Origin of the sequence: Lacunimicrobium album (genome assembly GCF_052161635.1) — a bacterium.
GTDB lineage: Bacteria > Planctomycetota > Planctomycetia > Planctomycetales > Planctomycetaceae > SXPC01.
The window spans coordinates 2,679,663-2,701,882 of record NZ_CP197413.1; the positions used below are offsets into that span (position 1 = coordinate 2,679,663).

Annotated in this window: 20 protein-coding genes, 1 tRNA gene and 1 pseudogene; 15 read left to right on the plus strand and 7 right to left on the minus strand. The window is 53.2% G+C overall.

All coding sequences use genetic code 11. The annotated features are described in order from the left end of the window. Window positions 1-2 precede the first annotated feature (2 nt). The 4 genes and pseudogenes from gcvPB (at window position 3) to SH248x_RS10710 (ending at window position 3,977) form a co-directional block, all read left to right on the plus strand. Window positions 3-1,469 carry a glycine dehydrogenase subunit 2 gene (gene gcvPB, locus SH248x_RS10695; protein ID WP_459558533.1) on the plus strand — a complete coding sequence of 489 codons (1,467 nt, stop codon included), beginning with the start codon at window positions 3-5 and terminating at the stop codon, window positions 1,467-1,469. Window positions 1,470-1,489: 20 nt separating this feature from the next. Further along, window positions 1,490-2,026: pseudogene (locus SH248x_RS10700) on the plus strand (lipoate--protein ligase family protein); the annotation flags it as partial. A gap of 620 nt (window positions 2,027-2,646) precedes the next feature. Further along, window positions 2,647-3,636 carry an FHA domain-containing protein gene (locus SH248x_RS10705; protein WP_459558534.1) on the plus strand — a complete coding sequence of 330 codons (990 nt, stop codon included), beginning with the start codon at window positions 2,647-2,649 and terminating at the stop codon, window positions 3,634-3,636. 128 nt (window positions 3,637-3,764) lie between these two features. After that, on the plus strand, window positions 3,765-3,977 hold the full coding sequence (locus SH248x_RS10710) for a hypothetical protein (RefSeq protein WP_459558535.1): 213 nt from the start codon (window positions 3,765-3,767) through the stop codon (window positions 3,975-3,977). A 264-nt stretch (window positions 3,978-4,241) separates the two neighbouring features. Here the strand turns inward: SH248x_RS10710 and SH248x_RS10715 are convergent, their stop codons facing one another. Next, entirely contained in the window at window positions 4,242-4,403 is a 162-nt protein-coding gene (locus SH248x_RS10715) for a hypothetical protein (protein WP_459558640.1), read from the minus strand. Here SH248x_RS10715 and SH248x_RS10720 point away from each other — a divergent pair. The 3 genes from SH248x_RS10720 (at window position 4,332) to SH248x_RS10730 (ending at window position 7,112) form a co-directional block, all read left to right on the plus strand. After that, window positions 4,332-4,775 (plus strand): RNA polymerase sigma factor, encoded by a 444-nt coding sequence (locus SH248x_RS10720; protein ID WP_459558604.1) that lies wholly within the window; start codon window positions 4,332-4,334, stop codon window positions 4,773-4,775. The two genes, SH248x_RS10715 and SH248x_RS10720, sit on opposite strands and share 72 nt — an antisense overlap. Then, the gene (locus tag SH248x_RS10725) at window positions 4,772-5,443 is read left to right on the plus strand and encodes a hypothetical protein (protein ID WP_459558536.1); all 672 of its coding nucleotides are present in this window, start codon (window positions 4,772-4,774) and stop codon (window positions 5,441-5,443) included. The genes SH248x_RS10720 and SH248x_RS10725 overlap by 4 nt, the downstream gene beginning before the upstream one ends. A gap of 76 nt (window positions 5,444-5,519) precedes the next feature. Next, complete coding sequence (locus SH248x_RS10730) at window positions 5,520-7,112, plus strand: hypothetical protein (RefSeq protein ID WP_459558537.1); 1,593 nt, start codon at window positions 5,520-5,522, stop codon at window positions 7,110-7,112. Here SH248x_RS10730 and SH248x_RS10735 read toward each other — a convergent pair. Next, window positions 7,098-8,417 (minus strand): alkaline phosphatase family protein, encoded by a 1,320-nt coding sequence (locus tag SH248x_RS10735; RefSeq protein ID WP_459558538.1) that lies wholly within the window; start codon window positions 8,415-8,417, stop codon window positions 7,098-7,100. The two genes, SH248x_RS10730 and SH248x_RS10735, sit on opposite strands and share 15 nt — an antisense overlap. 60 nt (window positions 8,418-8,477) lie before the next feature. Next, window positions 8,478-9,332: a sugar phosphate isomerase/epimerase family protein gene (locus tag SH248x_RS10740; protein WP_459558539.1), complete on the minus strand. Its 855-nt coding sequence runs from the start codon at window positions 9,330-9,332 to the stop codon at window positions 8,478-8,480. 213 nt (window positions 9,333-9,545) lie between these two features. Between SH248x_RS10740 and SH248x_RS10745 the strand changes: the two genes are divergently transcribed. The 3 genes from SH248x_RS10745 (at window position 9,546) to SH248x_RS10755 (ending at window position 15,569) form a co-directional block, all read left to right on the plus strand. Next, on the plus strand, window positions 9,546-10,556 hold the full coding sequence (locus SH248x_RS10745; protein ID WP_459558540.1) for a DUF6666 family protein: 1,011 nt from the start codon (window positions 9,546-9,548) through the stop codon (window positions 10,554-10,556). A 343-nt stretch (window positions 10,557-10,899) separates the two neighbouring features. Continuing rightward, on the plus strand, window positions 10,900-14,487 hold the full coding sequence (locus tag SH248x_RS10750; protein ID WP_459558541.1) for a protein kinase domain-containing protein: 3,588 nt from the start codon (window positions 10,900-10,902) through the stop codon (window positions 14,485-14,487). Next, entirely contained in the window at window positions 14,484-15,569 is a 1,086-nt protein-coding gene (locus SH248x_RS10755; RefSeq protein WP_459558542.1) for an EAL domain-containing protein, read from the plus strand. The genes SH248x_RS10750 and SH248x_RS10755 overlap by 4 nt, the downstream gene beginning before the upstream one ends. 110 nt (window positions 15,570-15,679) lie before the next feature. Here SH248x_RS10755 and SH248x_RS10760 read toward each other — a convergent pair whose 3' ends face one another. Continuing rightward, window positions 15,680-15,877: a cold-shock protein gene (locus SH248x_RS10760; RefSeq protein ID WP_459558543.1), complete on the minus strand. Its 198-nt coding sequence runs from the start codon at window positions 15,875-15,877 to the stop codon at window positions 15,680-15,682. Window positions 15,878-15,969: 92 nt separating this feature from the next. After that, complete coding sequence (locus SH248x_RS10765) at window positions 15,970-16,194, minus strand: cold-shock protein (RefSeq protein ID WP_459558544.1); 225 nt, start codon at window positions 16,192-16,194, stop codon at window positions 15,970-15,972. A 363-nt stretch (window positions 16,195-16,557) separates the two neighbouring features. On the opposite strand from SH248x_RS10765, the gene SH248x_RS10770 reads away from it, so the two are divergent. Together SH248x_RS10770 and SH248x_RS10775 are read left to right on the plus strand one after the other, a co-directional pair. Continuing rightward, a complete protein-coding gene (locus tag SH248x_RS10770; RefSeq protein WP_459558545.1) occupies window positions 16,558-17,091 on the plus strand; it encodes a hypothetical protein in 534 nt (177 codons plus the stop codon). Beyond that, complete coding sequence (locus tag SH248x_RS10775; RefSeq protein WP_459558546.1) at window positions 17,088-17,405, plus strand: hypothetical protein; 318 nt, start codon at window positions 17,088-17,090, stop codon at window positions 17,403-17,405. The genes SH248x_RS10770 and SH248x_RS10775 overlap by 4 nt, the downstream gene beginning before the upstream one ends. Window positions 17,406-17,619: 214 nt before the next feature. Here the strand turns inward: SH248x_RS10775 and SH248x_RS10780 are convergent. Beyond that, window positions 17,620-17,693: transfer RNA gene (locus SH248x_RS10780), tRNA-Arg, on the minus strand. 189 nt (window positions 17,694-17,882) lie between these two features. On the opposite strand from SH248x_RS10780, the gene SH248x_RS10785 reads away from it, so the two are divergent. After that, window positions 17,883-19,223 carry a basic secretory protein-like protein gene (locus tag SH248x_RS10785; RefSeq protein ID WP_459558547.1) on the plus strand — a complete coding sequence of 447 codons (1,341 nt, stop codon included), beginning with the start codon at window positions 17,883-17,885 and terminating at the stop codon, window positions 19,221-19,223. A 149-nt stretch (window positions 19,224-19,372) separates the two neighbouring features. On the opposite strand, the gene SH248x_RS10790 is transcribed toward SH248x_RS10785, so the two are convergent. Beyond that, window positions 19,373-20,545 carry an AraC family transcriptional regulator gene (locus SH248x_RS10790; protein ID WP_459558548.1) on the minus strand — a complete coding sequence of 391 codons (1,173 nt, stop codon included), beginning with the start codon at window positions 20,543-20,545 and terminating at the stop codon, window positions 19,373-19,375. A 208-nt stretch (window positions 20,546-20,753) separates the two neighbouring features. On the opposite strand from SH248x_RS10790, the gene SH248x_RS10795 reads away from it, so the two are divergent. Both SH248x_RS10795 and SH248x_RS10800 read left to right on the plus strand, forming a co-directional pair. Further along, window positions 20,754-21,803 carry a DUF1559 family PulG-like putative transporter gene (locus SH248x_RS10795; protein WP_459558549.1) on the plus strand — a complete coding sequence of 350 codons (1,050 nt, stop codon included), beginning with the start codon at window positions 20,754-20,756 and terminating at the stop codon, window positions 21,801-21,803. Then, complete coding sequence (locus tag SH248x_RS10800; RefSeq protein WP_459558550.1) at window positions 21,793-22,143, plus strand: hypothetical protein; 351 nt, start codon at window positions 21,793-21,795, stop codon at window positions 22,141-22,143. Before SH248x_RS10795 ends, SH248x_RS10800 begins: the two co-directional genes overlap by 11 nt. The last annotated feature ends 77 nt before the right edge of the window (window positions 22,144-22,220 follow it).

Consider the following 22,220-nt stretch of genomic DNA (forward strand, 5'->3'; position numbering starts at 1 on the left):
CAATGAAGAATCTTCAGGCTATCAAACCCATTTTCGAGCTGTCGTACCCGGGACGACGCGGAACTCGCCTGCCTGCCTGCGATGTTCCGGAAGTCTCCATTTCCGCGCTTCCGAAGTCGCTCGTCGCCGAGAAGACTCCTGATCTGCCCGAAGTGACCGAGCCGGATGTCGTGCGTCACTTCGTGAATCTGTCTCAGTACAATATGTCGGTCGATACACACTTCTATCCGCTGGGCAGCTGCACGATGAAGCACAACCCCAAGCGTCACGAGAAGTTCGCCAAGAAAGGTGGCATCGGCGACCTGCATCCGTACCTGCCTGAAGAGAACATTCAGGGCATGTTGCAGATGCTCTACGAAATGCAGAGTTTCCTGGCTGAGATCGCAGGTCTTCCGGGTGTCTCACTGCAACCAGCTGCAGGTGCCCAAGGGGAATTCGCAGCGTTGTTGACGGCGTCTGCCTACTTCAAAGCCAAGGGTGAAAAGCGGACCAAGGTCCTTTTCCCGAACAGTGCCCACGGCACCAATCCAGCCAGTGCAGCATTGGCCGGGTTCCAGTGCGTTCAGCTCAATAAATCGGTCAAAGGCCTCGTTGATCTCGAAGAGCTGAAAAGCCTGGTCGATGAACACACAGCCGTCTTCATGATCACCAACCCGAATACGCTGGGTCTGTTCGAAGAGAACATTGAAGAGATTGCCAAGATCATCCATGATGCCGGCGGACTGGTTTACATCGATGGCGCCAACATGAATGCGATCCTGGGCAAGACCCGCCCGGGCGATTTCGGCGGCGACATGATGCACTACAACGTCCACAAAACCTTCACCGGCCCACACGGCGGCGGCGGTCCAGGTTCTGGACCAATCGCAGTGCGTGACTTCCTGGCTCCTTACCTGCCGGGGCCGATCGTCACTAAGTCGGAAAAAGATGGTCAGACGACTTATCACCTGAGTACGCCGGAGCATTCGATCGGGCGAGTCCGCAGCTTCTTTGGGAACCTCGGCATCCTGATGCGTGGGTATTTCTACCTGCGTACTCTGGGACCAGACGGCGTCCGTGAAGTCTCCGAGCAAGCCGTTTTGAACGCCAACTACATTAAGGCGAAGGTTTCCAAGTTCCTGCCGGTTCCTCACGGCAAGCACTGTATGCACGAGTTCGTCGCGTCCGCTTCGGAACTCAAAAAGCGTGGCATCTCGGCGATGGATGTTGCCAAGCGTCTGCTGGATTACGGTTTCCATGCTCCGACGGTTTACTTCCCGCTCGTCGTGCCAGAAGCGTTGATGATTGAGCCGACGGAAACCGAGTCGAAGGAGACGATGGATGCGTTCATCACCGCCCTCGAAACAATCTGTGGCGAAGATCCAGCGTTTCTCAAACAGGCTCCTCACAGCACGACGGTCTCTCGTCCAGACGAAGTCTCAGCCGCTCGTACTCCGGTGACGCAGTATTGCTCGCCATGCGGGACCTGAGTTGATTGAAGAGAGGGCTTGTGATCGACTTGTCACACGATGTGTTTCTTCTGGTGGATGAAGAGCCGAAATCGGGGGCCTGGAATATGGCCGCCGATGAGCTTCTGTTGGAAGAATCGATCGCGACTGGTAAGACCTTTGTCCGAATCTACCGCTGGGACCAGGCGACGCTTTCCCTTGGCCATTTCCAGAAATGGAATCCCGAGGAAGTTCCCTCAGCATTGCGATCGCTGCCCATTGTGCGGCGACTCTCAGGCGGAGGGGCGATTATTCATGACCAGGAGATCACCTATTCGTGCGTGATCCCTGCGGTTCACCACTTCGCGTTTGATCCGTCTAAGCTGTACGACGCAGTTCACGGGGTCATTCAGGACCAGTTGGGTCAGGATGGCATGGTTGTGACGACCAGGGGGCAGATGGAAAGCGAGAAAGAGGGAAATTTTCTCTGTTATGCTCGTGGAGATCAGCGAGATCTGATGGTTGGCGGGGAGAAAGTGGTCGGCAGTGCACAGAGGCGGCGGAAGGGCGCCGTTCTGCAGCACGGCAGCATTTTGCTGCGGCGGGGCAGTATTGGCGAGTTTCAAGGGTTACTGGATTTTTATCCGATAACATTTCACGAAGATATTGAATACTTCAGAAAATTAGGGATGAAAATTTCCGATGTCGTAGGTAAAAATACGCATTGTATTCCATGGAGCGTCGTTATGATGGAACGCATTCGCGAAATTCAGCAAAGGTACACCCTCCAGTGAATCTTTCTCACGCGAACACATCGATAGCTATTTATCTCCTCTTGATTTCTGTCAGTCTATCACTGATAATTTCTATGTTCTTAATCCTATTCTGTTTCCTTCTTCTGCTCACTTCGTTTGCTCCCCCTCGCTGTATTCAATTCTTATTCTCTGCAGGGGCTCTGCGACTCCACGAAGGATGGCTGAAAGTATCGAAGTTCGCGCCGAAAGCCGCGTTCCGATGGGGTATTCCCCGTTATGGCGTCGCTCCCTCGGTCTGTCTATCCCCCGGATAGAGCGCTACTTCGTTGCCTGCGCGCGGTGCATGTTGCCCGACGCCCTTTGCATTGAACCTGTCTCCATTTGTTGAGTTCAGGTCAGTAACTCGCTTGCTTATGTGGTGAACCATCGAGGGTTTGTCACGTTTGCAGCCTTGGAGGACTTCTATGCTGTCTGCGGAATTGCGGGTAGCTTCTGGAAAACAGAAGGGCAAAGCGATCCCCCTGAAGATCGGTAAATTCATGGTGGGTCGCGGGGAAGACTGCCATCTCCGGCCGAATAACGAGCTGGTCAGCCGTCACCACTGTGTCTTTACAGTGGATGAGTTCGTTGTCCGCTTGCGTGACCTTGGCAGCACGAACGGCACAATTGTCAACGGTGAACGAATCCGTGGACAGGTGATCTTGAACCAGGGTGACAAGGTCGGGATTGGTAAACTCGAATTTGAAGTCAGCCTCAAAGGCGCGATGGTTACTGCGGCTGTTCCCGTAGGAACTGTTTTGGACACTGACTCCTCGGCTGGTGAAATTCCTCTTCAGTCGACGCACGCTGGTCAAAAACTCGTCGAGCATCCTGCCGAGTCAGACACAGCGATGCTTTCCCACAATAAGACGGTTACGATTCCTGTCTTCACGCCGACTCCCGAACCAGAGATGATTGAGGAAGAAGAGCCTGCTGCAGAGGTTGATGAAGAGCAGGGGACTGCTTACGAAATGCCAGTGGCACAACAGATGATGCCGCCAGGGCCTGCTTATGGTGGTTTCGGCCAGATGATGCCAGGAATGCCGTATGGGGCACCTCAGCCGATGTATCCTCAGATGCCGATGGGCTATGGTGGATACCCGAACTATCCTGCCATGCCGCCGATGATGTATCCGCAGTATCCGCCCCAGGGATATGCACCGATGCCTCAGCCTCCGTATGGCGCACCTCAGCAGCAGATGCCGCAGGCTCCCGCTGCGACCGAGGAGGAAGAACCTGTCGTCGTTGAACGCAAGGCGATGCCAACGCGACTGCCAGATCCGAAAGAGACAGGCGCGAAAGCGGCTGTTCCTCCGGAGAAAAAGGCGGCTGCTGCAGGTGGTGCTGCTCCCACAGATCCGAGAAAAGCGGCTACTGAAATTCTCAAACAGATGTCTCAGCGGCGCCCTACCTAGTTGTTGCTTGCCAGATCTGGACGTTTTCTTTCGATGACTGTATGTTCTAATGAGACCGATTGGGTTTCCAATGCGGTCTCGGAGCGACTTGAAGCATTGTTTAGGGTCACTGTTTCGAGGACATCAAGGTGAGCGACCAGAATACCGCCGACATTCAACGACGTTACAAAGAATTTCTTGATCTGATGCCGCTGACACTCGCTTTGGCTGGTTTGCCGCCAAGCGATGTCGGTCGTTACTTTACCGAAGAACAGATCGAGACTCGCATTTTTGCTGTCCGACATGCTTATAAAGCTTCTCGGGCCCTGGCTCGTGAGTTTGTTCAAAAGAGTGGAAGCTGATGGCTTTCCAGATATGCAAATCAAAAAAGACCTGATGTTTTCATCAGGTCTTTTTTTGTTGGATGCTGCAGATAAGCAGAGACTGTGATAAATCGGACTACGATTCACAATTCGCAGAGCTCCCTCATCCGTCGGCGAAGCGCCGCCACCTTCTCCCCGGGGGGAGAAGGATCGAATACGCCTGAATTTCTGAAACCTACCGATTTGACCGTGAGTAATCGGAATATGAGCGAATCGGCGATGGAAGCCTGGGACGACAGGCGGTTAATCGCGGCGTGCCTTGCGCATCGTCGTGAAGCCGTGGCTGAGTTCGTGCGTCGCCATCGTCAAAATGTTTATGGCCTTTGTTACCGGATATTGGGTCATCAGCAGGATGCCGAGGACGTGGCGCAGGAGGTGTTGTTCCGGGCGATCCGGAATCTTCATCGCTGCGATCCAGAGCGGGATTTCAAGCCCTGGCTGACCACAATCGCGGTCAACTGTTGTAAGACAGCATTGAGGAAGCGATCCCGAGTTCCCCAGCCGATGATGGAGATGGAGTCGATGACATTTCCTCAGACCGACCAACGTGGCAGCCGTCACGATCTGGCGGAGGAACTTCAGAAAGCTCTCGATGAACTCAAACCGAATTACAAAACCTGTTTTGTCCTGTTTTACCTGCAGGAACTCAGCTGCGAGGAAATTGCAGCGTCGATGAATACCCCTGTGGGCACGATCAAGACCTGGTTGTACCGCGCCCGACAGGAACTGATGGGGCTTTTATCTCGTCGGCAGATCACGCCGGAGAACATATTGTGAATCACGAAGAAGACGATTTTCTGGAACTCGAAGCCGACGTGAAGGCCTGGGAAGATGCGATTGCGTCTCGCGACGAGAGTGCGCTCGAGCGACTGAGACAGCAGGCGGAACTCGATGGGCACCATGTTCAACGCCTGTCTCAAGAGCGACTGCTCAGTCAGGCGATTGATGCGTGGAAAGAGCAGACCCCGACTGCTCCTGAGACGTCGGAAACATGGGGTGATATCGTCTGGGAACGGTTGCATCGCGAAAAAGCGACGGTGACGCGTCGCGTTCGGCGGATGGCGTATTCGATCGCGTCGTCAGTGGCGGTCTGTCTGTGTCTAGTGATGCTGGTTATCGCCTGGCAGAACTTGCAGAGCAATCCGGTTCCGATTGTTGAGAACAAAGTCGAGACTCCGATGACTCCTCCTGTGAAAGCGAACGCTGACGGAGAGGATTTATCGTCGCTGCTGGCGGAAGCAGGGGAGTCGTGGAGTTCGCTGATGAACGAGACGAAAACGTCGGTCACCGGGAGTGGAGCGATTCTGAAAGAAGCGGTCGGCGGTGGGCTGACGGCTCCTGAGTTGCGACTGGATGGTATGGTTCCTGCGTCGTTTCGCAAATTGTTTGATGAACCGAAGACGACCGCAGAGCCAAGTCTGTGGCGAGAATTGATGGGATCATAAAGGGGCTGGCAGGATGAAAACAACGATAGTTTCCCATCGAGTCTGTGCACGAATTTTGAGCGTCGCGTGCGTCTTTATGATAGCTGCGGTTGTGACTGTAGTTCCGAGATCGGCGCATGCTAAAGAGGCGCTGGATCTGATCGAACTCGTGCCAGAAGATGTCGGAGTGATCGTTGAGGTCAATGATTTTGCGGGCCTGCTGAATGATGTGGAAACGAGTGGACTGTGGGACAAGGTCAAAGTCTTTCCTGTTGTGCATCAATGGCTGTCGAGTGAGAAGTTCAAGCCCCTTTCACGACTGAAGGGAGCAATTGAGCGTGAGACGGGGCAACCGTTGCGCGAGTTCCTGAGTGAACTGGCTTCCGAGCGGTTTCTGATTGTGATTCGTCCCTCGACGACAGAGACGTCTGAGAATGCGATCGAAGCCGCGATGATTCTGCGTCCTGCCAGTGAGAAGTCGATTGAGACGCTGCTGTTGCTACATAACTCTTCGCAGAGGACTCAGCCGGTCTTTGGGTTCCTCAACGAGTATGTCGTGGTGGCGACGGATCAGACGATCCTTGATGCGATCACGTTGTGTCTGGAAAATCACCAGCGTGGCGTCACTTCCAAGACTGCTCGGGCGGTCAGGTGGTCGAAGAGCTCGTTTGACCTCCCGAACATTCGCGCCTTCGTTCATCTCGATACATGGAGCGATGACACAGCCGATCAGGATGATGAATTTTTTAAACTGTTTCTGCAGTCGTTTCAGCAGATGGAAATGGTGGCGACGCTGGATACCGGACTGACGTTGCTGGTCAGTCTGCATAAGAGCCACCAAGAAAGCGTCGACTCTCTCACTGCTCAGGATGTGATTCACTCGGTCACTGCTCAGGATGTGATTCACTCGGTCACTGCTTCGCCGACGGTCATGCTGTCTGTTCGTGGCATGACTTGTCCTGCTGATGTGGTCTCACTCATTGACCGTGTGGTGGAAGAAAAAGACCGCCAGGAATGGGAGAACTTTCGTCTTCTGGGGAAAATGATCTGGGGTGAGGATCACGCGGAGTTACTCAAGGCCTGGGAACAGCCATGGAGATGGTCACTTGCGGTGACGCTGACCGCATCGACGAAGGAAATTGGCCCACAAAATCTGCTCGATGCAACGTGGACGGTTCTCCTGCCGGAAATGTCTGCGAAGCTGAAAGAGCGAATTGATCGCGTGGCGTCGTCGACTGTCAATATGGCGGCCGTTTCCGCTTATACCGAGCGCAAGATGACGCCAGAGGTCAAGCTGATGGTGCAGGAGGGTGCGACTCAAGTGACCGGGATGTGGCTGGAATCCATTCTGGGAATGACGCCGGGTTATGCGATGACGGACAATTCCTTCACGGTCGCAACGCTGATGAGCCAGTTTGATGTCACCAAAATTGACACCAGAGAGCCAGCGCACGATTTCGAGATGGTCTTCCGCCCGAAACTGGTGAAAGCATTTCTCAACAGTCGATCAGACTCGGTCAAACCAGGGAGCAGAGTGAAAGAAGACGTCATGAAGTCGCATGAGTATCGGGTTCTCCTGTCGTTGCTGGATATCTTCGCAGAGATTCAGATGACGACAGATGATGAACCAACTCGCGTCCGCATGGCGCTCAGCGGACGCGTTGATTCGGCTGAATCAAAGCCCGAATGATTTCAGGACAATGTCGAACATTTCTGTCTGCGTGTAAGAGGCTTTGGAGATCTTACGAATACAGGTGGAGATGAAAAGCGACTTTTGCGAGTCGTGTTTGACTAAGGCTCCGTGAGAGCCTTTGACCAGAGTCGCGTCGAGTGGAATCGACTTGCTGTGGGTGTCGAGGAAAAGTTCGACAGGGTCGTATCCTGGCTTACGGTGGATGTCGACCGTGTGGGCATAGCTGGGAGCGGCTGCGTCGTCGTTCCAGAAATAGTAGGCAAACCAGCTGTTCGGCGTGGCGACGAGGACAATGTCGCCCGAGTTGGGGTGGTCAATTCCGACGTCTTTGAGTTGCTCGCCAACGAGAACCTGATCGATTCCTGGCTGGTCTTGAAAGAGTTCAACGACTTTCTCAGTCAACGATTTATCCGACAGATAGATGTGGGCGATCTGGTGATCTGCCAAGGCCCAGGCTTGGGAGTGGGCGAAATCGAGATCTTCGTGATCGCCGGTTTTCGAAACGCTTAACAGTCCTGCTTCGCGCAGAACACGGTTGGGATACGAGACGTGATCGACGTCGGTGATGGCGTATTCGCCGGCGATCAGCCAGTCGATGTCGTAGGGGAGAGTGTCTTCGAATTCTGGATACAGCTTGCCGATGACGTCATCCAGGTCGTGAGCTGCCTGGATCGCCTCGGGAGAATTGGGCCCGAACTTTTGAGCGGTGTAATCGAGATGGGGCAGATAAATGTAGTAGAAGCGAGGCTGATATTTTCTCATCGTATGAATGACAGAATCGACAATCCACTCACTGGATTTGATGTCAGCCATCGGGCCCCAGAAGTTCATGAGCGGGAAATCGCCCAGGCCATCTTTCAATTCGCCGTAAAGTTCGCTCGGCTGGGTGTAGCACCACAGTGACTCGGAGCCATCGGGATTGTGGATCGGGGCAGGGGTGCAGATGTAATCCGCTTTGGCACCTTTGGAGAGCATGGGAAACCAGACCGCTGTCTTGATCGACTGGTCTTTCTCCTGCAGGACTTCCCAGACCTGCGGGCGATCGATGATGGAGTTCCAGGCGGTCCACATCTCGAGCTGATGCTTCTGCCGATCGTAATAACCATTCGCGATCGCACCATGTTCTGCGGGAGCGACGCCCGTCGTCATCGTGACTTGAGCAGGACACGTCAGGGCAGGAAATGTCGGAATCAGTGGAGCGCTGTCGCCTCGCGAGGCAATCGCCAGGAGGTTCGGCATGTTGAGGAGATCTTTTTGCCGGAGTCCGGGAATCGAAATGAAGACAACTGCTCTATCGGCCATGGGATTTCCTTGGATGTGCGTCGGGCTTTGGTAATGGGCGAAAGTCGTCAACCTGATCGGTCACTGTGGGATGGCATCAATCCTCTTCATTATCAACATTTTTCGCATGAATTCCATGGATTCGGCAGCGGCTGTCGGTGCTTCGTGAGAATGACGGCTGAGTTCGACATGGACTCCATGCTCATAACCGGATGACTGAAGTGTCTGGAAAATCGACACGAAATCGATGTCTCCGTGGCCGAACTTCAAGTGCTCGTGGATGCCTGTCTTCATGTCTTCGATGTGGATGTTGTAAATGAGGGATGACCAGTCTTTGAGGAATCTCGCAATCGGCTGTTCTTCGACGCACTGCAGGTGGCCGATATCCATCGTCAGACCAAAAAGGGGAGAGGGAAGCCGGTCCTTGAGTTCTGCGAACTGGGCCATCGATTCGATGAGCATGCCGGGCTCTGGTTCGAAGGCGAGGCGGATGTGTTTGTCTTCTGTATAGTCGAGAACTTCCTGGCAGCCTTCGCTGAGACGATCGAGAGCAGTCGAGTAGGAGATATCCTCTTTGAGAATGCCTGACCAGAATGAGACGGCGTCCGCATCGAGCATTTTCGCCAGATCGATGCAGCGTTTGAGAAAGTCGATGCGAAGAGCCCGGCGCTCGGAGTCGGGATGGAGCAGGGTGGGTTCGTGCTTGTGAAACGGGTCCAGAAGGAAGCGTGCGCCTGTTTCAATGACGCAGTGCATGCTGTGTTCCTGGAGGACGCTCTTGATGTCATCAATGTCTTGCGACGTCGCCTGATACGGATCGAGGAGATTGTGGTCGAGCGTCAAAGCCACGGACTGGTAGCCAAGTTCCGAGAGGATCGAGAGGGTGTCCTGCCAGCGATGGTGAGCGAAGCCGTTGGTGTTGTATCCGAGGCGCATGAGAGGGCTTTCCGGTGGGATGTCAAAGTGGGCAGGTTGAGAAGAGTTTTCAGGTAGTAACGGTTTTACGAATGATAGGAGTAAACCTGTGGTCGACGTCGTCAAGTCGGGCAAGTTTTACCGGTTCTGACGTCGATACCGAATATGCGGATCTTAACAGCTTTAACGGTGATGTTTCATTCGTTGGATACAGTCTTCTATCAGGTTCCTTCCATGACGCGATTTTCCGGACTGTTTGTTGTTGCCTACTTGTGTTGCCTTGAGGCGGGCATTGTCCGCGCGTCTGACAATCTTATGGCTAACTCAGGTCATTCGATTGGTGGCCTGACGGACTATTCGGCGTCAGCCAGCGAGAGCTATCAGAATCTATCGACTGGTTGCTCGGATGCTTTCAAAGACAATTGCGTGCCCGAGTGTGCCAATCCCTGGCTGGAGAACCTGACGTTCTTCGCTGGCGTGGATGGATCGAAGCAGCCTCAGGATCTGGGGGTCAATGCGAATATTGGCGGGCACTTCAGCTCGAATATCGGGATTCCCGTCTGGGAAGAATATGGGTTGGGTGCCCAGTTTGGCTCCGCGTTGCTGGGGACGGGGAACGCGGTCCGTGTCTATGAAATCGTCGGCGAGACCAACACACGGTTTCAGAGTTATACGACGGTCGGGATCTATCAACGTCTGGAAAATGGAGTCAGCTGGGGTGCAGTTTACGACTCTCTCTACCAGGACAGTTACGACCAGTTCCGACTCAGCCAATGGCGTCTTCGTGGTCAGTATCTTCTTAATGACAGCAACGAAGTCGGTGTGACGCTGACGCTGTCTGGAAAAGACGATGAGGGAGACTTCCTGGCATCGCGTGTGCGACTGGATGCGATGAACCAGTACACGGCGTTCTGGCGTCACTATTATGAGAGCTCGGCTCAGACGACCGTCTGGCTGGGTTGGGTCGATGGTCACGGCGAATCGAATGCCGTGACGGGGTATCATGAGCCGACGGGTGCTGTGCCGGTGATTGGGGCCGACATTCTGATGCCGCTCAATGATCACTGGGTGCTCTACGGGGAAACGAATCTGGTCCTGCCGAGTGATACGGGAACGGTCGATGCGTTTGTGGGCTTCCAATGGTATCCGTGGGGTGGTGGATACAAGAATCGTCGGACTCGGTTTGCTCCTGTTCTGCCAGTCGCGACGCCGACGCAGATGTCGATTGATGCCTCATTCCTGTAATGTCAGGTCCCTGACTGCTCAAGTGTGCGTCAAATCGGACGCGATTTTTTGATGTGCGTTCAGATGAAATTCCTGCGAGGTTATCTGCAAAATCGTTATGACGCGAATCTCTTGATAGGCATTCGCCCCAAACATGAGGTGAAGTCACCACAAAATCGTGCAGCCGTTACTGGTTAACACAGATTGAATAGAACGACGCGAAAGATTCAGCGCGTTCGTTATCTTCGACTGACCCTGTTAACATTTGGATATCATGTCATACACCGACTTGATCGTGATTGCACCAGAAGCATCGCAGGCGCATGCTCTGGGCGCACGTTTGCGACAAAGGGGAGCAACGGACGTGGAATCCAAACGGAGCTATGAACTCAAACGTCAGTTATCCACTGGTCAAGACGGCGTTGCGTATCTGGCGTATTGTGCGAACTCGGGGGAATCGGTCATCCACTGCCGGATCAATCAGGTATCAAATGATCTGGCGTCTTTACAAAAGCGAGTCGAGCAGATTCGACGAATCACGTCGAAGGGCCTGCTGGCGATCGATGATTGTGAACTAACAGACGGCAGCGCGCATGTCGTCTATCTGTCCTGGCCGGAACTGACGCTGGACCAGTATCTGGCCAGTATCGAACATCTGAGCGAACGGGCGTTTCGGAATCATTGTCAGACACTCGTTGAACTCATCGCCGAGGCACAGCGTTGCGGGTTGAGTCACGGATCTGTGACGACTTCCACTGTGATGGTGGATGCGGAAGGGGAGCTCAAACTCGATCTGCTGAACCTCGACTTTGGACTGAATCCATCGACGGCATCTCATCGAATAGACGACCTGCGAGGGCTTGGTCAGGTTATCGAACGACTGTTGTCACGGACACAGTTTCATGACGATCTGATGGGCTTATCCAAACTCCTCAAGCTCAAATGGTCAAAACTGATTTCACGTTCTCAAAGCGAAGATCTTCGCGAGCAGCCGATCATTGAAGATTTTGAAGACGTCGTACGTGAAACGCGAGCAAATCACCCGACGAGTTCCGGTCAGACGTCTGACGTGAATCCTGCTGTTGATTTCCAGACGTCGGATTCCTTCACTCTCGTCACGCCTCAGCCTCATGCGTCATCGGGGACATTCGAAGCGGCGACGATTGATGGCAGTTCTTCGGCACAGTCTTCGCGCAGTGGAGATGTTGTCGGGGCGGGAACACGACTTGGCGATTATGAAGTCATTCGCAAGCTCGGCGAAGGTGGCATGGGAGCCGTCTTCCAGGCGAAGAACTGCGACTCGGGGGAACTCGTTGCGATCAAAGTCCTCTCGCAGCGGAGCATGAATAATACGCAGTCGATTCGACGCTTTCAAAAAGAAGCCCGGCTGCTGTCGTCGATCAAGAATCCCCACATCACGAACCTGATTGATGTCGGGCAGCACAACAACTCTCACTATCTGGTGCTCGAATTTGTCTCGGGGATTGATCTCAAGAAAGTTCTCAATCAAACGATTTCGCTGGATGAGAGACAGGCGTTGGGGATCGTGGCGGATGTCTGTCGCGCGCTGCGAGATGCTCATGAGATGGGGATGGTCCATCGTGATATCAAGCCGGAAAATATCCTGATCGAGACTGAAGGCGATCCGACCTCGTGGCGTAGCAGTCAGATCGAAGGTGATTATCGAGTCAAGCTGTCGGATTTCGGGATCGCGAGATTCGTTGACCAGAGTGAATCGATGGCGATGACGCAGGCCTACTCGCTCGTCGGAACGCCGTTGTATATGTCGCCTGAGCAGTTTAAAGGGCAGGGGGACATCACTTCTCAGAGTGATGTCTATGCTCTGGGTGCGACCCTGTTTGAACTGCTGACTGGCAAGGTCCCGTATTTCGCACCGGATGCGATGCGGCTGGCATCGATGCACTGCTTCGATGCGATTCCGCTGCCGTCCAAGCTGAATGCGAAGGTCACCACTGCCGTTGATGAGATCATTACGAAGGCACTCGCGAAGAAGCCGGAAGATCGCTATGCCGATGCTGCTCACCTGTTGAAAGACATTGAGCGGCTTCTTACGGGCGGCGTGTCGGATATCGAATTGCATCCGATTCTGCCGACGTACGATCCTGCCAAGTTGTTCCGCTGCGACTTCGTCTGGGAACTTGATTCGACACCGGAAGAGCTCTGGCCTTTTGTCTCGAATACAGAGCGATTCAATCGCGCGGTCGGAATTCCCGCGGTCAATTTTAAGACGACTTACGATGACGTGAACGGGACGCGTCGCTTTGGTTCATTCAAGATGGGTGGCGTTTCCATTTCCTGGGAAGAGCATCCGTTCGAGTGGGTCGAAGGCAAACGCATGAGCGTCCTGCGGACCTTTGAGAAGGGGCCGTTCAAATGGTTTACCAGTATCGTCGAACTGGAACGTCGCGAAGATGGCGGAACGCGGTTGCATCATAAGGTTCGGATCGATCCGGCCAATACATTCGGGAAGTGGCTGGCTCGTTTCGAAGTGAAGATCAAATCAGCCAGGATCATCGAGCGTGTCTATCGACGGATTGATCAGTCGATTCGTCAACAAAAACAAAACGCAGCTGGCAGCGATCCGTTTGAAGATGGTGGCAAGCTGCAGTCGATGCAGCAGAAGCGTATTGTCCAGCGTCTTGAGAAGCTGCGTCTGCAACCGGTCTCGGCTCGTCTGATTGATTCTTTCGGTGAGTGGCTGCAGAAGAGTCCGATTCAGGAGCTTCAGAAAATCCGTCCGGTGCCGCTGGCTTCCAAATTGCACGCCAGTGAAGAAGAGACACTCGATCTGTGTCTTTATGCGGCAGAAGCAGGGCTGCTGACGCTGCAGTGGGACATATTGTGTCCGACGTGTCGCGTTGCTGCGGATACTCGTCAATCGTTGAAGGAACTGGAAAGCCATACTCACTGCGAAGCCTGTCACCTCGATTTCAAATCGGACTTGGCCAACTCAATTGAGATGATCTTTCAGATTCATCCGGAACTGCGTGAAGCAACGCCGGGGAAGTATTGCATTGGTGGGCCCTGGCATGCACCGCATGTTGTCTCTCAGATGAAAGTTCGAAGCGGGGAATGCGTTGAACTTGAGTTGCAACTTGGGCCGGGAGAATACCTGGTCCGTGGGCAGCATCTGCCGTACTCGATTTCCTTGCACGTCAACAACGGGGTCGCTCCTTCGCATGCGGAACTCGAGTTCGCTGCGAAAGTTGATCCTCGTCATACTCCGGTTTTACGAGCCGGCAAGCAGGTCCTGCAGATCCGCAATTCGATGGAGCATGATCGCGTTATTCGCGTCGAGCGAACGATTCCTCGTCATGATGTCATCACGGCCGCCCGTGCGACTGCCTATGACAGCTTCCGTCGTTTGTTCCCGGACGAGGTGTTGCGACCCGAGCAACTCGTTTCGACCGAACAGGTGACGCTGATGATGGCTGTCATCGCGGGCGCTGAGTCCCTCTATGAGCGTCTCGGTGACACGGTGGCCTGTCGTCAGATTCAACAGGCGCTGAGAACGATGGAAGACGAAATCCGCTCTCATGGCGGATGTGTGATCAAGTCGGTTGGCGAAGGACTGCTGGCTGCGTTTCAGGAATCAGGGCATGCCGTACGAACGTCATTCAAGTTGCCACAGCGACTTCGTGATGATGATTCGACAGCGCATCTGTCACTAAGAATCGGCGTTCACTCGGGGCCTGCCGTCGTGACGACGGTGAATGGTCGACTCGACTATTTCGGCGGAGCCGCACGACTTGTGACCAGACTGCCAGACCAGGCCAGAGGACTTGTCCTCACGGAAGCGGTGTACCGCGATCCGCTCGTTTCCAGTTGGCTGGCCCAACAAAACATCAAAGGCGAGCTCGCATCGATGAAAGTCGGTGATCAGAAGACCGAGCTTATCCAGCATTTCATTATTGAGAAAACCTCACCATGATCTGGACACCCTCCAAATCCTCTACAAAACCACTGCAACTCGTGGAATGTCGCGATGACGATACGCCGACGATCACGATGAAGTTGAACGGGCAGACCATTTCGGTCGGTCGTTCGCCGACGTCATTACTTTGTCTGTCATCGGGCGCGGTCTCATCACGTCATGCGGTTTTAGAACCTGCCGATAATGGCTATGTGGTGCGAGATCTGGGATCGAGAAACGGGACGTTCGTCAACGGAAATCGTATCGAAGTTTGTCGGCTGAGTTTCAATGACATCGTCCAGTTTGCGAACTCGGTGTTCCGGGTGAAAGAACTCGTTGAAGAAACGCCACAATGTCACACCCAGGTCGAAGGTGCATTTCCATGGAGCATGGCGATGATGCAGTTCGATCGTCTACTCAATGACGATGGGATCGTGCCTCACTTTCAGCCGATTGTCTGGCTGAAGACGGGGGTCAATTATGGATTCGAGATGCTGGCTCGCAGTACGGTCAGTGGCCTTGAGAATCCCGGCACGATGTTTTCTGCGGCAGCCAAGCTCGATATGGAATGCACACTCAGCGAGATACTTCGTAAGTGCGGAACGCTGACTGCCCTGAAGATGCATTCTCCGGGACAGCTTTTTTTGAACACCCATCCGAAAGAAGTCGATCATGTTCGGCTGCTGGATTCCTTGACGGCGTTGAGGCGCCTGGCCCCGGAACTCAATATCACAATTGAGATTCATGAAGCAGCGATCACCAACTGTGAATCAATGAACGAGCTTTGTCAGGAGCTTCACAATCTGAAGATGAAGATTGCCTTCGATGACTTTGGGTCGGGGCAGGCTCGTCTGGATGAGCTGACTCAGACGCCACCTGACTATCTGAAATTCGATATCAAGCTGATTCGCGAGATCGATAAAGCCAGCCTGAGTCGCCTCAATCTGATTGGTGCCCTCGTTGCCGCTGCCAAGCAGTTTAATACTGTCTGTCTGGCTGAGGGGATCGAAACAAAAGCAGAAGCAGATACCTGTCTGGATCTTGGATTCGACCTGGCACAGGGGTATTTCTTTGGGCGGCCACAGCCGTTTCGAGGCTAACGAAAAATAAGGCATCGCCTCCAGGCGCGAACAGAGATCGCGGCGACTGGAGAAGTGCCTTATGATGCAAGAGCAAAGACGCGTTGGCGTCTTAGATCAAATTTGCTGAGTTAAGCAGGCTTAACATTTTCAGCACATGGGCCTTTTTTGCCCTGGCCAGCGTTGTAGGACACTTTCTGTCCTTGTTGCAGCGATTCAAATTTACCACCCTCGACTTGAGAATGGTGAAAGAACAAGTCTTTGCCGGTAGATGTGGTGATAAATCCGAAACCTTTGTCTGTCAAGCGAGCGATCGTACCTTCTGGCATAGCGAAATTCTTTCAACGCAACAATGAAAAAGCGATAGAAACTCAGAATCGTTTTGAGTTTCCAGCTTGAAAATAGGTAGTGCAAATAAAGGCTAGACTGAAATCGCGCCAATAACACGCGAGCCTTTAACGTGCTCGGCACATGGACCATTGGCTCCCATGTTGGCATTCGTGAATCGGACTCTTTGGCCAATGGTCAGTAGACGGAATGGAACACCCTCTACCTTTGATTGATGAAAGAAGACATCGCTGCCAGCATCCGAGGTGATGTAGCCAAATCCTCGGTCAGATAGTAGCCGAATCATACCAGCAGGCATGGGAGTGTCGATTCAAGTAAGCGAAGTGCAGTTCGAGACCATTTGATGGTACCCGTCAGGGCTGCCCTAAACAAGGCGAATAGAGACAATCGATCGAAATAGCAGCAAGTACACGTTGCAAGCGTCAGGAAAGCAGCTTGCGACGAACAGGTTGTCAGTCTCAACAGATCCATTCTTCTATCGTCGGAGTCGATCCAAGGACTTGAGCTTCATGGTGTTATTGTGACTGTTTTCGACAGATCAGCTGAACTTCCACTGGCACGCGGACTTTCATCTATCAATTAGCATGATTTGCAGTTACAATATTTGCACGTTCGCTTTTCGCACGCTCATTTCCTGCTTATCGCACACAAGGATTTCTTTATGGTTCCAGTTGTCATTACTAAAGAGACTTTTCTTCAACATCCCCAAGGCAAGACGTTTGCCGATGTTCTGGAAGACTCCCCCAAGCTGTTCGATGTTGTCCTGCGATTCTTCAATGAACCCAAGCGACAACAACGCATGGAAGACTCGGAAATTCACCATGACCGGGCTCCTATGGCAGGAGTTGTCCGGGAATTCGAGTCATTGCCACACGTCAATAAATTTCTGACGGCTGTGCACCCAAAACGGAGCATGCGATTTCGCCAATCCGTGGGCGTTCTCGTCCGAATCATCATGGAAGGACGCGGGTGGAGTAAAACCGGACGAAAGGGTTCTCTGGGCGTGCGCGCAGAGTCTCGTGCAAACACCCCCACGCATAACTCGGGTGGTCTGGCGTTCTGGTTCGTGCGTGCTGAGCGATATCAATGCCCTCAGAAACTTGCCTTCGCGAGTGTCAAGACGCGATCCGAGCAACTCAAGACAACACCCGCTGCAGCCAAGCCGACATCGAAGTCGAAATCGAAAACCAAATGACGCCTGAAAATCCCAGCCATCGCTATTCTCCGACGAATCGGCCTGAAAAGGTCGTCGCGATGAAACCGTTCTCGGTGCGTATCTCTCGAAGAGATCACCTGAGTCGACTCCGGGTTGATGGACTTGAAAACGCGAACTGGCTGCTGCTCCAACTCAGCCAGGTTTTCGTCTTTCGGACCTTCGAGCCGATTATTCAGAGTGCAGGCAGTCAAGAATGTATCTTCACCATTCCGCTGAACCCGCCGTTGTCACATTATGGGCTTTCAAGACTGATTGCTGCTTTTCCGTCAGTCATGCTCAGCCAGGAAAAATAGTTCATGCTGGCAGTCGCCGTGGACATGACGACGAGCAACGCGCTTACGAGTCACTGATCGCGCTCAACGATTGACCCTGCTTGCACCGGACACAACCGCAGCATCACGGAAAGCAAGTTTATTCGACGAGACTCTCAAACGGAGCTGTTGGGCTTTCTGCGAATCTGCCCATGCTTTTCACGGCAGCGAAGCCGCAAAACAAAAAACTGAAAAATACGCCAGAAGGGATTCGAACCCCTGACCGACGGATTAGAAATCCGTTGCTCTATCCAACTGAGCTACTGGCGCTTGTGTCAAGTATGATACCGATTCATCGCCTCATCGTAAAGACGACCGGAACACGACATTTCACAGCCAAATCTGTATTCCTTTGTCGAATTCGCTTGACGAGCATGCTACAGTCTCGACCAAAATTTCAAGCTCCGGTTCGCGCGACGCCAGAATCACGATGCTTTTCCAATTCGAAGAGAAAGTCTTATGAAGAAAATTGTTTGCTTTGCTGGCTTGCTGATGTTGTGTCAGCAGGCTGTCTGTCTGGCAGAAGTGAAGGTCACCACCGAACGTGGTCGAGGCAGTCTGTTTCAGTTTCGACAGATCCCGCTGCCTGCGCTCAATGACGCTGCATCAACGGCAAAAATCGCCATTGTCGCTGGCGAGGACGATGGCAACGGTGCAGGCGTGAAAGCTCTTGTCGATGGTGAGATTCCAAGTGGCGATGACGATCCCGGTGCGAATTTCTTTTTCGCTGGCGGTGAGGCAAAACGCTTCGTGATTGATCTGGGTAAAGCAACGAACGTCAAGAATGTTGCCAGCTATTCATGGCATCCTGACGAGCGTGCTCCGCAGGTTTATACACTCTACGGCGCAGGCGAAGGTCACACCACCGCGATGTCATCCCTCGAAGCTGGTCAATCGCCTGCAGAGAACGGCTGGACCAAAGTCGCGGATGTCGATACGCGGCGTAATCGCGGTCCTCGCGGGGGACAGCATGCGGCGTTGATTGAAGATCCAAAAGCAAATCTGGGCAGCTATCGTTACTTGCTGTTCGACGTTTCGAAGGCCGATGCCGATAGTCCATTCGGCGAGACATTCTTTAGCGAGATCGACGTCATTGACGCAGATGCCAAGGATGTTGAGCGTATCAAAACGCCAGACCCCGTCCTGATCACCTTCGACGCGGATGGTGGCAAATATGAATTCACGATCGATGCGACGATGGCTCCTGACCTCAAGGATTGGTCAGAAGAAAAGCTCAAGCCGGTCGTGATTGAATGGTATCCCAAGATCGTCAAAATGCTGGATTCCGATGGTTTTGACCCGATCAAGAAAGTCACACTGCGATTCCAGAACGACATGGGCGGAACGCCGGCGTGGGCGGCTGGTCCCAATATTGCGCTCAACATTGAGTGGTATCGCGGTCAGCTCAAAGGGGAAGCACTCGGAGCAGCTGTCCACGAACTGGTTCACGTCGCTCAGATGTATCCGAACGTGCGACGCGACGATGCAAAACCAGGCTGGGTTCAGGAAGGGGTCGCGGATTATGTTCGCTGGTTCCTGTATGAACCACAAACCCGCGGCGCAGAAATCACGGCGAGGTCACTGCCGAATGCCCGCTACGATGCCAGCTACCGCGTGACAGGAAACTTTCTCGACTGGGCCTCAAAAACTTACGACAAAGATCTGGTCAAGAAGCTGAATGCCTCGGTTCGACAGGGCAAATACTCGAGTGACTTCTGGAAGGAAACGACCGGGCTGACCGAGCAGGAACTCAACGATGCCTGGATCGCGTATCACACGAAGCGGTTGCAGAAGGATTGAAATCTCGGAACGCGTGGTGCCTGAAGTTGCGGGAATTTTCGATAGTCGATAAATGCCTATCGCTCACCCTCATCCGCCCTTCGGGCACCTTCTCCCCTCAAGGGAGAAGGGACTTAAAACCGCTCCCCTCAAGCGAGAAGGCACAAGAATCAAGCATGCTCGTGGCGGAACTCACGTGGCGTCAGGTTCGTGTGACGTTTGAAAAATGTGGCGAAATCGGTGGCTCGTTGAAACCCTGTTTCACGAGCCACTGTCGTTATCGGAAGCATCGAAATCCCGAGCAGTTGCTTGGCGACCAGGAGACGAACGCTGTTGATTTCGTCGCTGGGGGTCGAGCCAAGGCTGTCGGCAAACCGACGGATCAGCAAACGACGATTCACGCCGAGATTATCGGCCAGCTCATTGACCGTCAGGCCTTCGCAGGCACGCAGGCGGATGATCCCCATCGCCTGTCGAACGACGTGATCGCATTCAAAGACACGGCTGGTCGAGCCACGACGAACGAGTGAGGTAGGCGGGAAAACGACTTCGCGTTTATGAAGTGGCTTGCCTTTGATCAGTGAATCGAGCATCAGCATGGCTTGTCGACCGATGTCGACGCTGGGGAACTCCAACGACGTGAGCGGCGGGTCGCAGAAACGTCCCAGGCGACCATCAGCGGGAGCGGTGATCGCGATTTCGTCGGGAACGGAGATCCCTTCTTCGAGGCAGACTCGAGAAACGAGCGCGCCCGCCCGATCGGTCTTGGCGATGATGCCCGCCGGTTTGGGGATTTCGTGAAGCATCTTGCGCAGGCCGGCGGTGTTCTCGGGAATTCTCTCCTCGGCTTCGTGTTCGCAGTCGAAGGGAAGCCGGAATGCCTGAACGTCCATGTTCATCTGGCGTCCGTCTTCCTGCATGAGGGCGATGCGTTCTTCTGCATGTCCGATCACGCTGTCGCAGATAAACACGACCCGTGCCAGCCCGACTTCCATCAGGTGCGCCAGCTGAATATCAACAAATGAGAATGAGTCCAAGTGAACCGACGGGATGATCTCCGGATCGAATTCCGCAGAAACCGAGACGACAGGCACGCCGCCGGAGAGCAGCCAATGGGTGAGTTCTTTTCCGCCCAGAAAAACGATGGCTCCGAGCGCGGTTTCGGGCGACCAGGGGGGCAAGGGCTTTGCACAGATGACGGACGTGTCGGTGGTGCGTAGATCCCGCAGACGCAGATGTGGGAACTGCTTAATGACCTCCTGAACACCCTCGAGCACCCGTTCGACGTGGTGACGGAAGGGTCCGAGGAAGCAGATGTCGCGTGGGATGGGCGGTTCTGGCACGTTCTGAAGTTCACTTTGTCACAGATGAAAACGGGCAAGACGGTTTGTCACAAATACCAACTATTGTCTGTCTCATATACCAAACAACGCCCATTGTCAACGGACGATAATGTCGGAGAATGGCTTCCACACATCCGCTCATCCATTTTTAACCGATTTTTGTTGTTCGCGCCGCTGCTATCTTTCATTTCTTTCCGGGAGCATGTTCATGGCTACTTTCTCTGTTCGAAAGGGGTTCACACTGATCGAACTCCTCGTAGTGATCGCTATTATAGCAACGCTCGTTGCTATTTTGCTGCCTGCTGTTCAACAGGCGCGGGAAGCCGCCCGCCGGTCAAGCTGCAAAAACAACCTGAAACAACTCGGGTTGGCAATGCATAATTATCATGATACTCACGGTGTGTTTCCGTCGCGAGTTATCGGTGGACGCACTGGTGGTCCTGACAGCTGCGATACATGGTGGAATGCACCAAGCGGATACGTCGGAATGATGCCTTATCTTGAGCAGTCAGCCGCTTACGACCAGTTTGCGTCTCTCATTCAACAAAACACTCAGAATTGCTGGTGGGCGAACACGAACGGCGGCACGATGACTGGCATCAAAATGCAGATGCCGACGATTTTGTGTCCTTCGGACATCGTTAGCCGCACGGGACGTGACCAAATGACCACAAACTATGCCTTCGTTAGTGGCGATAACCGACGCCAATCTGATGCAACAAGACGTCCCCGTGGTATATTCGGTTTTGCGAGTAACTATCGCATGGCAGACGTTCTGGATGGGACTTCTAATACGGTCGCGTTTCTGGAAATTATCCGTCCGGTTGGTGCACGTGAACGAGGCGATATCGCTGTTGTTGACATGAACAATGATACGCCTAACAACTGTCGAAACGGTAGTGGCTATGTTAACAAGCGATATACCCCTGATACACGAATAATGTCTCCCGACAAGCCTGGTGATCTGGCTCTGGCTGGTATTTCAATGATTACATCCGTCACAACAGCAATCGGTCCTAACGGTCCAAGCTGTACTCCTTTTGCTAACAACTACTGGGAAGCAGTAATGAATACTTCTCAAAGCCGACACGCTGGCGGTGTTCAAGGTGTACTTGTCGACGGATCGGTGCGATTTTTCAGTGAAAGCATCAATACCGGTAACCAAGACGCTCCACGAGTTGATTCAGGCCCATCTCCATATGGAATCTGGGGTGGTCTCGGTACGATCGCGTCTGGGGAGGTGCCAGGTGAATTCTAAATCTTTCTTGACCGCTTTTCTGGCTTGCTCCATTGGAATAACAAGCATTATCACTCTATCGGGGTGTAATGAGACTCCCTCCAATGGTGTAGCTGCAAGCGATGAGACTCCTCACGTTCAAGGCTTGCGAGACGTCTTGAAAAAAATTGCTACGGATGGGAAAGATAAGAAATCACTTAGTGATTTGGGAATGTCTTACCCTATGGCATTAGCTCGCAATAAGACGATTGTAGAACCGACCAAGCCTCTCTTCGATAAATTGAATGCTGCCTCCACTCCAGAGGAGCGACAGAAAATTGCTCAAGAGATGCTTGATGCTCTTTCTCCATCGAAGACCTAACGTCAACGACAGTTAACTAATCGACGCCTAAGCGGCTGATACCACTAATCGGTATCAGCCGCTTTTTTCATGCATTA